This is a genomic window from Pedobacter sp. NEAU-ZC8, from assembly GCF_059278965.1.
In genome coordinates, this window is record NZ_JCAJXC010000013.1 from 19,098 (window position 1) to 34,183 (window position 15,086).

Here is a 15,086-nt window from a genome sequence, read left to right on the forward strand (position 1 = left end):
CTGTGCATTTGCACAGGACCTTTTTTGTATAAATCACATTCGTAAGTCTAAAACCGAACTCCAAAGGTCAAAAATACATTATTCTTCGCAAGCTTTACGTCTGCGGTTGGTGCTGGACCAACTGGGTTATCATCCGCAAGTGTGTAAGGACTAAATATATTGTTGGTCTCTACACGTTGGTAAGCCACGTCGAAATAATAGTTATGATAACGGTAACCTAAACCTCCGCTATAGAATTTGGTGTCATAAAAGTTGTCGTCATCATTCTTATATGGAGATCCGTTTAAACCGAAACCAGCTCTCAAAGCAAGTTGACCTAACTTATACTCTCCACCTACACGATAGTTAATTGCATTAGTATAAGTAGATTGAACCTCAGCGTTGTTATCTGCAATCATCATATTGCTCGCATAGTTGTCTGAGTTACTAAACTTCATGCTGGCATAATCAACGTAATCGATGTCTGCCGAGATCAAAGCGTTATTGCCCAGAACTAAACTTGCACCCAATGAACCTTTGTAAGGCGTCCTCAGGTTAAATTCCGCAGGATAGTTTGTCGGATTATTGGTGTAACGAGTTGATGTTCCATTGCCAGTATAATCTGTGTTGAGCACTTCAGAGAAGTTATCCTGAATATGCAACCAGGTTGGCGTCTGGAAAGTGGCACCGATCCTCAATTGATTTGTAGGCTTGAAAATTAAGCCCAAACGGCCGTTTACCCCAGATCCATCAGTAACCTGATTTATTCTGTAAGATAAAAGATAATCTCTTCCAACTTCTTCATTTTCCGGGTCAGTCGATATGTTCTGTCCTGATTCCAGGTATTCGAAGTTCCTGTCATAACGCACATTAACCAGCCCGATCGAAGCACCTAAGTAAAGCTGATTGGAGATGTTTAAACCTGCAGCGATATTCAACTCCGAGGTAGAACCTGTTCTATTGTCATAATTCCGCTGAAAGTTCTCCTGACTGGTTGCCGGCTGATATTGTGTCGCATTACCAGCAATGGCATCGATCAGGTAGTTATCGTAAGCCATAGCTTCCAATGAACCCGATTGGAAATCTTCCTGAACAACGCCAGCACCATTCGCCAACTCTGAATAATAATCAGCGATAGAGTTGTTGTTATTCTGACCCTCATACCTATAGTTTGAACTGAAGTCATTGTTTCTGTTGTAACCAATACCCCAGACAATACTCAATGCACCTTTGTCGAGTGCCGCACCCTGACGTTTCCGGATCGGGCTAAAGAATACTGCACCAGCCTGATTAAGGTTCAGCTGACTTTTTGATTCGTTTGTAGTTTGACCAAGATAATTCGATTTAGCGCCCGTGTTATTAAATTCCGGTGTGATGCTGAATTCAGATCTGGTAAACATACCTAATCCTGCCGGGTTACCCCCAAGAGAACTCATGTCTCCTCCTAATCCAATCTGAGCACCGCCTAAACCTTTAAATCTTGATGAGCTGCCATAGTTGCCCTGAGAAAATCTCAAGGCATCCTCGGCGTATTGTGCATATAATGTTCCTGTGCCAGCTACTGTAGCTAGTATCAGCGTCGATAAAAATTTCTTCATTTATGAGTTTACGTTAATTAGCCTCGTCCTCCACCTCTTGTTGGTCTGCTGGCACCGCCGCCACCGCCGCCCATGCTACCGCTTGATCTTGAGCCGCCGCTGCTTGGTGCTGGGGTGTAGGTTGGTCTGCTGGATCTATCCGGGGTATAACTCTCTGTTCTGGTAGGTCTTTGATTACCTTCTCTGCCACTGGTTGTTCTTGCTGGTCTACCCACTGCAGCACCTGATCCGCCTGGTCTAGTGCTCAAAGTAGCGCCACGGTTCGGGTTGTAGGTTGCCGGACGGTCACTTCTTCCGCCAAGAACCACACCACCACCTGAACTTCTGGTGCCTCTGGAACCCATACCATTGTTTATCCTGGTCGAGCCGTTGTTATAGTCAATGCCGTTTTCACGACCTCTGCTTGGTCGGCCACCTCTGGTCACATTACCATTGCCAACAAGGTATCCACCGCCATAGTAACCACCGCCTAAGAATCCGCCTCCATAATAGCCGCCGCCCATGTAACCGCCATATGGCCATACACGATATCCCCAGAAAGGTGAATACAAGCCGCCATAGGAATATGGACCCCAGTAATTACCCCAGCCATAGTTTAGGCCAAGGCCGAAAGAAAACCCAGAATAAAATGGTGAATAAAGACCGGCGCCGTAAAAGCCGTCAAAATATGGATCGAAGTATGGGTCATAATACGAGCGGAAAGGACCGCCATAGTAAAACCTGTTTATACGGGAATAGTAATCCATATCATAGTTCGGGTCACTGCTGCCATATTCGTTGGTAGAAATCGAATCCTGATACCTTGCAGCTGCAGAGGGCGCAGGCCGTTCATAGGCTACCGCAGTGGTGGTCGAATTGTAAACATCATCCTGAATGTCTACGCTCTGCGCCATCTTGGGAGTCGAACAGGATGTGACAACCAAGGAAGTCCACGCGAGCAGACCGCTGAATAAATAGATTGGTTTCATATATCTGATTGTTTGTGTGTGTTGAATATTGAATCGTTAATAGCTATAAATTTATAGATTTGTAGCTATTATTACAAGTCATCAAACACAAAAAACGTTCCAAGCAGCTATGAGCAAAGGTATTACAAGCAAAAATGAAGATTATTCTCAGTGGTATAACGACATTGTTATAAAAGCTGATCTGGCTGAGCATTCATCTGTCAAAGGCTGTATGGTTATAAAACCCTATGGCTATTCCATTTGGGAGAAAATGCAGGCGGTTTTAGACCAAAAATTCAAAGATACTGGACACAGCAACGCTTATTTTCCATTATTCATTCCTAAGTCATTTTTCTCCAAAGAAGCTGCTCACGTTGAAGGCTTTGCGACCGAATGTGCTGTTGTGACACATTATCGTCTCAAGAATGACGGAAAAGGCAATATTGTCGTAGATGAAACTGCCAAACTGGAAGAAGAATTAATCGTTCGGCCGACCTCTGAAACCATTATATGGAACACCTTCAAAGGTTGGATCCAATCCTACCGCGACTTGCCACTATTGGTTAACCAGTGGGCCAACGTCGTTCGATGGGAGATGAGAACGCGCCTGTTCCTTAGAACAACCGAATTCCTGTGGCAGGAAGGCCATACGGCACATGCAACTTCTCAGGAGGCTGTAGAAGAAACCGAGCGTATGTTGGATGTCTATGCTGACTTCGCCGAAAACTGGATGGCACTTCCGGTTGTACGTGGTAAAAAGACAGCAAACGAACGTTTCGCAGGGGCATTAGACACTTATTGCATTGAAGCATTGATGCAGGATGGTAAAGCATTGCAGGCTGGAACATCACACTTCCTTGGACAGAATTTCGCTAAAGCATTCGACGTTAAATTCACCAATAAAGAAGGAAAGATCGATCATGTATGGGCTTCTTCCTGGGGGGTGTCAACGCGCTTAATTGGGGCATTGATCATGGCACACAGCGATGATGCTGGTTTGGTGCTTCCACCAAAACTTGCACCTATTCAGGTGGTTATCGTTCCTATCTACAAGAGTGATGAAGATCTTAAAAACATTTCCAACTTCGTGGATAAGCTGATGCCAAAGCTAAAAGCAATGGGTATTTCTGTTAAGTACGATGACCGCGATACGCAACGACCAGGCTTCAAGTTCGCTGAATATGAGTTAAAAGGTGTGCCAGTTCGTGTAGCTATTGGTGCTCGTGATATGGAAAACCAAACGGTAGAAATTGCGAGACGGGATACCAGAGAAAAACAAACGGTAACGCAGGAAGGGTTGGAGATCTACATCGCACAACTCCTTAACGAAATTCAAGTGAATATCTATAACAAAGCCGAAACCTTCCGTAACGAACACATCACAGAAGCAAATTCTTATGAAGAATTTAAGGAATTACTAGATGGCAAAGCAGGGTTTATTGCAGCGCACTGGGATGGAACGCCGGAGACGGAACAAAAAATAAAAGAAGAAACTAAGGCTACAATCAGATGTATCCCGTTAAATAACAAGCAGGAAGAAGGCGTTTGCATCTATTCCGGCAAAACTTCTAGCCAGCGTGTGCTGTTTGCAAGAGCATACTAGAACAATACTTGCATCTATAAATTAAATCATGTGATGAAAGAAAATATGAAATTTGCCACTAAAGCCATTCATGCTGGTCAGGAACCTGATCCAACAACCGGTGCGGTGATGACACCAATTTATCAAACATCTACCTACGCACAGCGAGCACCTGGAGACCATAAAGGGTTTGAATACTCCAGAGGGACCAATCCAACACGCCAGGCGCTAGAGGCCTGCCTTGCTGCACTTGAAAACGCCAAATACGGACTTGCTTTCTCCAGCGGCATGGGTGCCACAGACGCTGTGATGAAATTGCTCCAGCCAGGCGATGAAGTAATTACCGGTAATGACCTGTATGGTGGTTCATACCGGATTTTCACCAAGATCTATATGAAGTATGGTATTAAGTTTCATTTCCTTGATCTTTCCAAGCCTGAAAATATCCAGCCTTACATAAACGACAAGACAAAGCTGGTTTGGATTGAAACACCGACCAACCCGACGATGCAGATTGTTGACATCGAAGGTATTGCAAACATCACCAAGGCAAACAATATCCTCTTAACGGTAGACAATACATTTGCTTCGCCTTACTTGCAGAATCCAATGGATCTGGGTGCTGACATCGTTATGCACTCTGTAACGAAGTATATCGGCGGTCACTCCGATGTAGTGATGGGCGCATTGCTGGTGAATGATGATGAGCTTTACAAAAATCTCTGGTTCATTTACAATGCCTGCGGTGCTACACCAGGTCCACAGGACGCCTTTTTGGTACTTCGTGGTATTAAAACCTTACACCTTCGCATGAAGGCGCATTGCGAAAATGGCGCCCGTATAGCGGCTTACCTGAAAAACCATCCTAAGATCGACAAGATCTACTGGCCGGGTTTTGAAGATCATCCTAACCATGATGTCGCAAAGAAACAAATGCGTGATTTCGGCGGTATGGTTTCCATTACCATCAAAGATGCCGACCTCCAGGAAACGTTCCGTATCGCGTCCAGGTTTAAAGTCTTTGCATTGGCAGAATCACTCGGCGGCGTGGAGTCACTGGTGAATCACCCTACCAGCATGACCCACGGTTCTATACCAAAGGAAGAAAGGGAGAAAGTTGGTGTTACGGATAACCTTTTACGCTTAAGTGTAGGTGTAGAAGATATCGAAGATTTGCTTGCTGACCTTGATCAGGCACTTAGCTAAATACTTTGGAGTTTTTAGAATTACAATCCTTTTTGGATCTAAAGGTGCGGGAGTACAATCAGCCTGGCTTTATCGCCAATGACCCGATTTGCATCCCACATCAATACCATGTTAAGCAAGACATCGAAATTGCCGCATTTTTTGCGGCAATTTTGGCTTGGGGTCAGCGCAAAACGATCATCAATAAATGTAATGAGCTGTTTAACAGAATGGATAACGCGCCATATCAATTTATGCTTCAGCATGAAGATGCCGACCTTAAGCGTTTGCTCGGATTTAAACACCGTACCTTCAACGATACCGACCTGCTTTATTTCGTCGAATTCTTTAAGTTTCATTACCGTCAATCCGACTCCCTCGAAGATGCCTTTTTACCAGATCCAAAAGCCAGAAGCGGCTCTTTCGATGGGGAACAGGTGTTGAACCATTTCCGTTCCTATTTCTTCAGTTTGCCGGACTTCCCGCATCGTACCAGGAAACACATTTCTTCGCCAATGCAGAAATCTACCTGTAAGCGGCTGAACATGTTTCTTCGCTGGATGGTTAGGCGTGACAACTGTGGCGTAGACTTTGGCCTCTGGCGTAAAATAAAGCCCGCTGCGCTAGTATGTCCCTGTGATGTACATGTTGACCGGGTAGCCAGAATTTTGGGGCTGATATCTCGAAAACAGACGGATTGGTTAACCGCGGTAGAACTTACGGCCAAATTACGGGAGTTTGATCCTGAGGATCCGGTGAAGTATGATTTCGCTTTGTTTGGTTTGGGTGTAGAGGCTAAATTTTAACGCTTATAATTCCTGAACCAGCTGTTAACTCTCATTTGTATTACCCCTAAGAACGCCTCCCTGAAAATCCTGGTGCTCATTTTGGATACACCTTCGGTACGGTCGGTAAAAATAATAGGCACCTCAACCACTTTAAAGCCATACTGAATGGCGGTGAACTTCATTTCAATCTGAAATGCATAACCCACAAACTTGATCTTGTCCATTGGGATGGTTTCCAAAACAACTCTGCGGTAGCATTTAAATCCTGCAGTTGCATCCTGGATGTCAATCCTGGTAATCAGTCTTACATACATGGAGGCGAAATAGGACATCAGCACCCGGCTCATCGGCCAGTTCACTACATTGACACCTTTCACATAACGGGAGCCAATTGCAACATCGGCACCATTTACGCAGGCTTCTTTAAGGCGAATCAAATCAAGTGGATTGTGGGAGAAGTCTGCGTCCATTTCAAAGATGTACTCGTATTTCCGGCTCAATGCCCATTTAAATCCGTGAATATAGGCGGTACCAAGACCCAACTTACCAATTCGCTGCTCTAAGTGCAGTAAGCCGGGGAACTCCGCTTGAAGGCTTTGTACAATCGCCGCAGTGCCATCCGGTGAGCCATCATCAATAATTAGAATTTCAAATCCGGAATTCAGTTCAATTACCTTCCTTATAATTTTCTCAATATTCTCTTTTTCATTATAAGTAGGAATAATTACTAAGCTGTCTCTCACGCGGGGTATTGGTGGTTTAAATGTGTCCTGCAAAACTATTGATTAAAAATTAAAAAACCCGTAGTAAAAACTTACTACGGGTTTGTATTTAAAGGCGAGCCATATTATCTCACGCCATGCATCATTTTTTTAAGGAAACCTGAAATCAGGAACAATACCAATGCTGCAACGCCCGATAGGGTAACAAACACCATAAAGAACTCATATAGGTTGTGGATGGTAAATCCAACAAAAGTAGGATATACCAGGTCGATCTTCTCATTGGTCATGATCGCAATTTGTTCGGCGGTGGCGGTTACGTTACCATCCAGAATTCCTTTCAGGTCAATACCTTTTGAAGCGGCAAATTCGTATTTGTCACCTGTTGGTGGAATCAATGCACCCAAAGTACCTGCAAGTGCATAACCTGCTGCATTACCAATAAACCATACACCCATTAACAATGAGGAGAAACGTTTTGGTGCCAGTTTCGCCACCAGTGATAAGCCGATAGGAGAAAGGCATAATTCCCCAAGGGTATGGAAAAGGTACATGATAAATAACCAGTGTACGGCAAGTTTACCAGTGTCACCAATTTTTGCGATCTGCACCGCAATGATGTAATAACCAACGGCTAGAAGGAATAAACCGATCGCTTGTTTTACCGGGGAAATTGGCTCCAGGTTCCTGGCCTGAAGTTTAAGCCATAACCAGCTGAAAGGAAGTGCGAAAACAACGATAAAGATCGAGTTTGCGTTCTGTACAAAACTTGGAGGTAGTTGGAAGCCGAGGAAGTTTAGATCGGTCTGCTTATCCGCCACGAAGGTTAGCGAAGATCCCGCTTGCTCAAAGGCGGACCAGAAGAAGATCACAAAGAAGGCGATGATGTACATTACAATAATCCTGTCGCGTTCTACCTTCGTTATAGACTTATCAGTAAGAATCAATACGGCAAGACTGATTGCAGCAGCATAGATGAATGGGTATACCCAGCTTTTTATAGGGTTAGGGTCAATCGATAAATAGTGGAAAGAAAAATAAAGTACCACCATCAAAATGCCACAGCCCAGCATCGCTGGTTTAGTGAAATTCGCTTTTTCAACCTCTTCACCTGCAGCATTCTTGCTGAAATCTGGTTTAGCACCTACAGGCTTACCGTTAGGGTCTACGACATACTTGTTTTTAAGCATGAAGAACAACAGTGTTCCCAGGAACATGGCCAGACCTGCAGCAAGGAATCCCCACCTAAAAGCTTCTACCACACGGACCTCACCAACTTTAACGTCGCCTAAGAACGGGCAAATTGACATGCCCAGAAAGGCACCAACGTTGATACCCATATAAAAGATCGTAAAGGCGGAGTCCAACCTGTTATCGCCTTTATGGTATAATTGCCCCACCATAGAGGAGATATTCGGTTTGAAGAAACCATTACCTAGAATGATCGTACCCAGTGCGATCCACATCATGGTTTTGGCAAGTTCAAGATTGGTGTCGTAAGTCGATCCGCTCATGAAAAGCAACAACTGTCCGATACCCATTACCAGACCACCCAGCATAATACAATTCCGGTTACCGAGGAACCTGTCTGCTACAAATCCGCCCAACATTGGCGTCAGATAACAGAGGCCTAAGAAACCACCGTAAATAATTGAGGAGTCTTTATCTGAAAACGCGAGTGCGTTAACCAAGAACAGTGTAAGTAGGGCACGCATTCCATAGAAATTGAAACGCTCCCACATCTCTGTCGTAAATAGCACATACAAGCCCTTCGGGTGTCCCTTTTTGGTGCCTGTGTGGTGTTCAGGTTGTAGAATTTCTTCCATTGTGTGTTTATAAGTAAATAATATGTTAGAAGTAGAAAACTAAATTATCAAAGTTGGGCAAGTTAATCAGACATTGTCAAAGTCGCAAATATTAAATCGTTGGCCCAACGTGGCTGTATGTGCTGCAAGGGGCTATTTAGAACTTCTTTTTGGCTGGAATATCCTTGCGGGAAGGATCGATATACAAGGCATCCTGATCATCGGGATCATTGTTCAGCTCGATGTTTTCCAGCAGTTTCAGGCGGCCCTTACTGATTGCATAACCATCAAAGCTAGAGTCTGACGCGTAGTATTCAAAATTCCCTTCCATTGCCGGATCATAAGGCGCCAGATGATCAAGAACGATCATATTCACTTTCTTATCGAACCTAAGTGTCATGGAGTTCATCTTGTTGTAGGTGAAAATCAAGCGGTTCCTGGCACTAAGCTTTCCCGCCTGCTCGAACACAGTTTTGCCAAATACTGGTGTGCCATTTTTAAAAGATAAGATCTCAATCACTTTGCTGGTTGTTTTTGGGCTGTTGCCCTTCCAGCCGAGTAGGGCATAATAGGTTTCTTTTCCATTTTGCACAGGCACAATCTCATAATATCGACTGCCGAACCATGTCTTCGGCTCAGCTACAGCATTGCTATCCGGAAAATTCTCCGTTTGGTCTATTAAGGGAAATAGCTGTAGTCCATTCTTTGATGGCATCTGAATGGTACCGAAATACCTGAAGTCGCCCTCATTGGTCGGTACAAACCAGGTGTAAAGTTTAAAAGCGCCGTCCGGGGACTTCAACGCAGAAATCATGCGCAAAGAATCGAATGGGAAGTCGAACGAACCTGGCAGCCTGAGGGCTTGTACAAGTGTTTTTATGAACCTGGCATTTTGCTCAAACCGCGCAGTGTTTTCTGTCGCGTTTGTAATGTCTTCGCTGATCCTGCTTAAGCTATCCTGAAGTTGAGATAACGTATGGGGTGTATTTTGCTGCGCCCGGCTTTGAAACCCAGCGCAGCAAAGATAACCCGTTATGATAAAAGCTATTAAAGCCTTTCGCATTAGATTTTAATTTAGTTTCTCGATAACAATTGCACTTGCACCACCACCACCATTACAGATACCCGCAACGCCGATTTTACCATCATTCTGATGAAGTACATTAACCAAAGTAACCACAATACGGGCGCCGGACGCGCCAAGCGGGTGCCCTAATGCCACTGCACCGCCATTGATGTTTACCTTCCCACCATCGAGTTCCAAGGCCTGATTGTTAGCAATTGCCACAACGGAGAAAGCCTCGTTGATCTCGAAATAATCAACATCCTTGATGTCGATGTTTCCTCTTTTCAGTGCCAGCGGGATCGCTTTAGAAGGGGCAGTGGTGAACCATTCCGGAGCCTGTTGTGCATCAGCATAGCTGATGATTTTCGCCAACGGCTTAAGTCCAAGCTCCAGGGCCTTTTCCATGCTCATCAACACCAGGGCCGCGGCACCATCATTTAAGGTCGAAGCGTTCGCTGCAGTTACGGTACCTTCTTTTGCAAATACCGGCTTCAAACCTGGGATTTTATCAAACTTCACCGTTGATGGTTCTTCGTCCTGATCTATTACGCTAATGTTGCCTTTGCGATCTTTGCTTTCAAGAGCAACAATCTCGGTTTTGAACTTGCCGGATTCATTTGCTGCCTGCGCACGCTGATACGAAGCTATGGCATAGGCGTCCTGTTGTTCCCTGGTAATTTCACAAGTGCTGGCGCAAAGTTCTGCCGCCGAACCCATATGATAATCGTTATAAACATCCCAAAGTCCATCTTTTACCAACCCATCGGTTAAGGTACCATGACCCAGGCGGTACCCCGTCCGGGCTTTATCCAAATAGAACGGTACATTACTCATGCTTTCCATACCACCGGCAACAATTATGTCCTGTTCACCTAAAGCAATACTTTGTGCAGCAAGCATAATTGCCTTTGTTCCAGAAGCACAAACTTTATTGACGGTCGTGGCTGGCAGATCATGTAAACCCGCATTTTTAGCGGCTTGCGTTGCCGGAGCTTGTCCAAGATTTGCGGACAACACATTTCCCATATACACCTCCTGAACGTCTTCCGGCTTGATGCCGGCACGTTCAATGGCTCCCTTTATGGCGAAACCACCCAGCTGAGTGGCGGAGAATCCTGCTAAGCTACCACCAAAAGCGCCTATTGGTGTTCTAACTGCAGATACGATAACAACTTCTTTCATCTTGTTCATATTTCATTTTCCTGATGATACGATCATGATCTTAAACATTCATATTCTAAAATAAAAGATCACGATCGTTCCCATACTTGTTTATCTAATTTGGTTCTAACAAAGTTAGCAAAATAAGCTTAGCCAGCCAATGAGGCATTCGTTTGAAAACCTTTTGCAGGAGGACTTGTTTTTAGATTTTACGAACAACTATGACCCGAAGCCTACTAATCTTGTGTTTTTCTCTATTCCTCAGTATAAACGCCTTTGCGCAATATTCAGATAGCACACATTACTTTTTTGGCTATGCTTTTACCGGATCGATCAATAAAACGGATGATGGAACGGCACATCTGCTCAACAATGCCGTTAAACTTGGTATGAAGAAAAAGAGTGTGTCTATGAATTTTAACAATGCTTACGTGTTTGGTAAGCAGAACGGACAGCTTACCAATGATGATATATCCTCTGCATTTGACATAAACCTTTACAAGACCTTCTCGCACTTTAACTACTGGGGACTAGCGAATTTCAATAAGAGCTTTTCGCTTAAGATCAATCAACAATGGCTTTCCGGTGTGGGGATCGCCTATAGTATTATTGACAAAGAGAATGCCTACCTGAACCTGAGTGATGGTGTTCTGGTTGATCATAGCGACCTTGTTTTGGAAGATGGCACTGCAGATAAATATGAAACACTACGCAACTCATTTCGTTTCAACTACAACTTTGTGATCAAAGGAAAGATCGTTTTTAACGGCTCTAACTTTATTCAGAATTCCCTTTCCAATAAGAATGACTTTAACATCAAAACCACGAACCGCCTTGGTTTGAAATTTAACAAGTGGCTAAATTTAAATGCGCAGGTAGATTACAACCGTGTGAACCGCAACAATCGTGAAAACCTGTTGCTTAGTTATGGCTTGAGCTTCGAACGGTATTTCTAATCTCCCGACTAAGTTTCCAGACTATCCAAACAACCCTAGAACCGGGTTGTTATACAAGAGAAACTAAAATTGAAAAGCCATGGATACTCCAGAAAATAAATTACCACTAGACGACAGCATGGGACAGGACTTTGATGAACAATCAAGTCAGCAGGACGTACATTCCAATGGTTTAAGTGACGAGTTCGTCTTAAACCAGCTTAAGGAAGATGATGAAGATAACGACGGCATCCAGATGCCAGAATCTGAACTCCTGGAACAAGCTATGGATTCTGCTGAGCCTTCTTTCACACTTGATCCAGAGGCTGGAATTGCACCGAGACAATCTGACGAAGAAAGTAACGTAAAAAGTTAGGAAAGCCTGTAAGTGGATCCAATACGTACGGTGATCAGCTTCAGTTAAGATCCAGATGAAACGCAGAACGAACACACCTACCGTGTGCGGTTGATGTGCGGTTGATCTGGGTTTGATGTGTGGCTCATCTGCGTTTGATCCACCGCGGGACCTGAGACATCTGCACTGTGGTCGCAGCAGGGAACAGAAAAAAAGAGGGCCAATTGCTTAAGCAATTGGCCCTCTTCGTATTTACAGCAGTAAGCTTTACGGAATGGATTTCTCGTAGATGCGGTAACGTTTGTACGGTGTACCCTTAATTGCGATAATGGCGTTATTTACCAGATCATTGTGTTCTAGTGTCCAGCCTGCCTCTGCATATTCCAGACCTTTCTTACGGTACGATTTGATGATAGAACCATAGATACAAGCTTCGATACCCATTTTGCGGTAGCCATCAACCACGCCCAACAGCAAAATGCGGATGCCTTTAATCTTCTTTTTGCCCAATAGTAGTTTGAAGATACCGGTGGGCAGCAGGCGACCTCTCTTAATTTTTATCAAGATTTCATTTAGATCCGGGATGGCTGCGCCAAAACCGATTACCTTGCCATGTTGCTCCGCAATGAAACAGAAATCCGGGTCAAGGATCATCTTCAGATCTTTAGCCTGATAATCGTATTCCTCATCATTTAGCGGCACAAAGCCAAGGTTTTTGTCCCAGGCCTTGTTATAAACCTCACGTAGCGCTTCTGCTTCCTCTTTGAACTTCTTCATGTTGATTTTGCGGATCACAATGTCATTGCGCTGAAGCCGTTCTTCAAGTCTGTCCATCAACTTAACAGAACGGTCGTCATAGTTTTCGCCGTTCCATTTCCAGGCAAGCAGATCCACCTTTTTTGCCAACTGCCAGTTCTCCAATAAGGTGGCATAATACGGGGCATTATATGGCATCATGACCACAGGAGGAGAGTCAAAGCCTTCAATTAATAACCCGCAGGACTCATTGGTCGAGAAATTTACCGGACCCACGATTGTCGAGAGTCCTTTTTCCAGCAACCAGCTTTTCGCCTGATCTAATAGTAGATTGGCTGTCTCCTGATCATTTATACAATCGAAGAAACCAAAAAATCCGTCGTTGGTTCCGTTAAATTCATTGTGAGCAGTGTTATGGATAGCAGCGATGCGGCCGATAATCTTGTTTCCGTCGAACAGCAGGAAACATTGTAGCGAAGAATGTTTATGGAAAGGGTGGGTTGTTAGCAGATCCCGCTGTGCGATAAACAATTCAGGTACATAGTTTGGATCATGTGCATATAGATCATGAGGAAAATCTATAAAGGATGTCAAATCACTTTTAGATTTTACCGGTACTATTTTCTTCATCGGATTCTTGTAATTTGGAGCTAAGTTATTCTAATTATTCAAATTCATCATCAAAACAATATCATATGCCAGAGCTACCGGACCTGCAGGCTTTTAGCCAAAACCTTCAACGGCGCCTTGCTGGGAAAAAGGTTAGCGGCGTAATTTTAACTTCTAAGAAGTCGAATGTAACAGCTGCCGAATTGGAGCAGGTGCTGAAAGGACAGCATATCAAGGCCGTGTTCCGGGAAGGTAAGCAGTTGCGCCTTAGGTTTTCGAACGATGTACTTTTGGGTTTACACCTCATGTTGCACGGTGAATTACATGTTGTGCAAGCAGAGGAGCAGCCGAAATTTAGTGTTTTCGAACTCCTGCTGGATAGTAAGGAAAAGCTGGTATTGTCCGATTTTCAGAAACAAGCACGTCCGACCTTAAACCCTGAACCATCAAACGTGCCCGATGCGCTATCAGATAGGCTTGATGTTGCCTATTTAAAAACGCTGTTATCTGGTAAAAAGGCGATCATCAAGAATGTCCTGTTAGACCAGGATGCCATTCGGGGCATTGGAAACGCCTATGCGGATGAAATTCTCTGGCATGCCCGGATATCGCCCTTCTCCGTCAGCGCTGCATTGCCAGATAAAGCGCTCCGAAAATTGATAGCATCTATAAAGGAGGTGCTAGAACAAGCCATTCATAAAATACTTGCAGAACAGCCCGACATCATTTCTGGTGAACTGCGCGATTTTATGGTTATTCACCAGTCGAAAAACCCAGAAAGCCCAACAGGGCACAAGATTGAAATTAAGAAAAACGGCGCCAGGAAAACCTATTTTACCGATGAGCAAGTGTTATATGAGGTATAGCTTTTGACAATTCGTGCAAAAGTAGGAGCGGCGGTTTGTTTTGCCTAAATATGCTTTATGAAAGGGGATCTGGCATCGTGGACATATCTTTTTCGTATGTGCAAGCCAATGTGCTTTCAGTGTATATTCCTTTTTCCATTCCAGAAACTCGAAGCTATAAGTTTTTGCTTCCTTGATCAAGGCTTTCAGTTTTGTTTCCGGTAAAGCGCCAATCACACTTGCCGGATGGACCTTAATGCGGAACAATACCTCATTCTTGATGATGTTGCCCACACCAGCGAAAATATCCTGATCAAGCAAGGCATCGCATGCCATCAATTTAGGCTTGGCATGAAGTTTCAGCAGGGCTGCGGTAGCGTTCCAGGAGGGCGACATCACATCCGCAGACCAATCATAATGCAGGTTGACGTCGCCTTCCAGGTATTGAACAGAACAGCCATAGAGATTTATTTCATCCTGATCAAAGTTCAGGCGCAGCCTTGGTTCCCGATCTTTACGCTCGTTGATCAGATAAGTGCCAAAGAGTAGAAAGTGTACACGAAGGCTAAAACCATCAAAGCAGATCAAAAACTGTTTACCCCAGCTTTTAAAATCTAAAATCTGCTGGTTTAACATGCGTTCGCTATCAATCTTAGTATTGCCGCTTACGCCTTTTACATACTGCCCTTTAAGTTCCAGTGCGTCTACAATTTCTTTAAGAATAATGATGGAGGGACCCTCTGGCATTTACGC

At 44.2% G+C, this 15,086-nt stretch carries 14 protein-coding genes; 6 read left to right on the forward strand and 8 right to left on the reverse strand.

Translation table 11 applies throughout. From position 1 onward, the window contains the following. Window positions 1–47: 47 nt before the first annotated feature. On the reverse strand, window positions 48–1,577 hold the full coding sequence (locus tag AC5WJX_RS11510) for an OmpP1/FadL family transporter (RefSeq protein ID WP_494484630.1): 1,530 nt from the start codon (window positions 1,575–1,577) through the stop codon (window positions 48–50). A 17-nt stretch (window positions 1,578–1,594) separates the two neighbouring features. Continuing rightward, the gene (locus tag AC5WJX_RS11515; RefSeq protein ID WP_494484631.1) at window positions 1,595–2,545 is read right to left on the reverse strand and encodes a hypothetical protein; all 951 of its coding nucleotides are present in this window, start codon (window positions 2,543–2,545) and stop codon (window positions 1,595–1,597) included. Between the two features lie 109 nt (window positions 2,546–2,654). Here AC5WJX_RS11515 and proS point away from each other — a divergent pair, with 109 nt between their 5' ends. The 3 genes from proS to AC5WJX_RS11530 are packed head-to-tail and all read left to right on the forward strand — an operon-like array spanning window position 2,655 to window position 6,097. Beyond that, entirely contained in the window at window positions 2,655–4,127 is a 1,473-nt protein-coding gene (proS, locus tag AC5WJX_RS11520; protein WP_494484632.1) for a proline--tRNA ligase, read from the forward strand. 45 nt (window positions 4,128–4,172) lie between these two features. After that, entirely contained in the window at window positions 4,173–5,312 is a 1,140-nt protein-coding gene (locus AC5WJX_RS11525) for a cystathionine gamma-synthase (RefSeq protein ID WP_494484721.1), read from the forward strand. A 5-nt stretch (window positions 5,313–5,317) separates the two neighbouring features. Next, window positions 5,318–6,097: a TIGR02757 family protein gene (locus AC5WJX_RS11530; RefSeq protein WP_494484633.1), complete on the forward strand. Its 780-nt coding sequence runs from the start codon at window positions 5,318–5,320 to the stop codon at window positions 6,095–6,097. On the opposite strand, the gene AC5WJX_RS11535 is transcribed toward AC5WJX_RS11530, so the two are convergent. From AC5WJX_RS11535 to AC5WJX_RS11550, 4 genes are all read right to left on the reverse strand, one after another. Continuing rightward, on the reverse strand, window positions 6,094–6,822 hold the full coding sequence (locus tag AC5WJX_RS11535; RefSeq protein WP_494484634.1) for a polyprenol monophosphomannose synthase: 729 nt from the start codon (window positions 6,820–6,822) through the stop codon (window positions 6,094–6,096). The genes AC5WJX_RS11530 and AC5WJX_RS11535 overlap by 4 nt on opposite strands. A 104-nt stretch (window positions 6,823–6,926) precedes the next feature. Further along, window positions 6,927–8,627: a peptide MFS transporter gene (locus AC5WJX_RS11540; protein ID WP_494484635.1), complete on the reverse strand. Its 1,701-nt coding sequence runs from the start codon at window positions 8,625–8,627 to the stop codon at window positions 6,927–6,929. Between the two features lie 136 nt (window positions 8,628–8,763). After that, on the reverse strand, window positions 8,764–9,669 hold the full coding sequence (locus AC5WJX_RS11545; RefSeq protein WP_494484636.1) for a hypothetical protein: 906 nt from the start codon (window positions 9,667–9,669) through the stop codon (window positions 8,764–8,766). A 6-nt stretch (window positions 9,670–9,675) separates the two neighbouring features. Then, entirely contained in the window at window positions 9,676–10,854 is a 1,179-nt protein-coding gene (locus tag AC5WJX_RS11550; protein WP_494484722.1) for an acetyl-CoA C-acyltransferase, read from the reverse strand. A 200-nt stretch (window positions 10,855–11,054) separates the two neighbouring features. Between AC5WJX_RS11550 and AC5WJX_RS11555 the strand changes: the two genes are divergently transcribed. Then, entirely contained in the window at window positions 11,055–11,789 is a 735-nt protein-coding gene (locus AC5WJX_RS11555; RefSeq protein WP_494484637.1) for a DUF481 domain-containing protein, read from the forward strand. Window positions 11,790–11,868: 79 nt separating this feature from the next. Continuing rightward, complete coding sequence (locus tag AC5WJX_RS11560) at window positions 11,869–12,144, forward strand: hypothetical protein (RefSeq protein WP_440429721.1); 276 nt, start codon at window positions 11,869–11,871, stop codon at window positions 12,142–12,144. A 246-nt stretch (window positions 12,145–12,390) separates the two neighbouring features. Here the strand turns inward: AC5WJX_RS11560 and AC5WJX_RS11565 are convergent, their stop codons facing one another. Next, window positions 12,391–13,509, reverse strand: coding sequence for a GNAT family N-acetyltransferase (locus AC5WJX_RS11565; protein ID WP_494484638.1), 1,119 nt, complete (start codon window positions 13,507–13,509; stop codon window positions 12,391–12,393). 65 nt (window positions 13,510–13,574) lie between these two features. Between AC5WJX_RS11565 and AC5WJX_RS11570 the strand changes: the two genes are divergently transcribed. Then, a complete protein-coding gene (locus tag AC5WJX_RS11570) occupies window positions 13,575–14,354 on the forward strand; it encodes a DNA-formamidopyrimidine glycosylase family protein (RefSeq protein WP_494484639.1) in 780 nt (259 codons plus the stop codon). Here AC5WJX_RS11570 and AC5WJX_RS11575 read toward each other — a convergent pair. Next, window positions 14,340–15,080 carry an endonuclease gene (locus AC5WJX_RS11575; RefSeq protein WP_494484640.1) on the reverse strand — a complete coding sequence of 247 codons (741 nt, stop codon included), beginning with the start codon at window positions 15,078–15,080 and terminating at the stop codon, window positions 14,340–14,342. The two genes, AC5WJX_RS11570 and AC5WJX_RS11575, sit on opposite strands and share 15 nt — an antisense overlap. Between the last annotated feature and the right edge of the window lie 6 nt (window positions 15,081–15,086).

Coding starts and splice junctions, on each gene's coding strand:
- AC5WJX_RS11575 (WP_494484640.1), bottom strand. CDS start 15,080: ATGCCAGAGGGTCCCTCCATCATTATTCTTAAAGAAATTGTAGACGCA.
- AC5WJX_RS11510 (WP_494484630.1), bottom strand. CDS start 1,577: ATGAAGAAATTTTTATCGACGCTGATACTAGCTACAGTAGCTGGCACA.
- AC5WJX_RS11550 (WP_494484722.1), bottom strand. CDS start 10,854: ATGAAAGAAGTTGTTATCGTATCTGCAGTTAGAACACCAATAGGCGCT.
- AC5WJX_RS11525 (WP_494484721.1), top strand. CDS start 4,173: ATGAAATTTGCCACTAAAGCCATTCATGCTGGTCAGGAACCTGATCCA.
- AC5WJX_RS11540 (WP_494484635.1), bottom strand. CDS start 8,627: ATGGAAGAAATTCTACAACCTGAACACCACACAGGCACCAAAAAGGGA.
- AC5WJX_RS11545 (WP_494484636.1), bottom strand. CDS start 9,669: ATGCGAAAGGCTTTAATAGCTTTTATCATAACGGGTTATCTTTGCTGC.
- AC5WJX_RS11515 (WP_494484631.1), bottom strand. CDS start 2,545: ATGAAACCAATCTATTTATTCAGCGGTCTGCTCGCGTGGACTTCCTTG.
- AC5WJX_RS11565 (WP_494484638.1), bottom strand. CDS start 13,509: ATGAAGAAAATAGTACCGGTAAAATCTAAAAGTGATTTGACATCCTTT.
- AC5WJX_RS11570 (WP_494484639.1), top strand. CDS start 13,575: ATGCCAGAGCTACCGGACCTGCAGGCTTTTAGCCAAAACCTTCAACGG.
- AC5WJX_RS11555 (WP_494484637.1), top strand. CDS start 11,055: ATGACCCGAAGCCTACTAATCTTGTGTTTTTCTCTATTCCTCAGTATA.
- AC5WJX_RS11560 (WP_440429721.1), top strand. CDS start 11,869: ATGGATACTCCAGAAAATAAATTACCACTAGACGACAGCATGGGACAG.
- proS (WP_494484632.1), top strand. CDS start 2,655: ATGAGCAAAGGTATTACAAGCAAAAATGAAGATTATTCTCAGTGGTAT.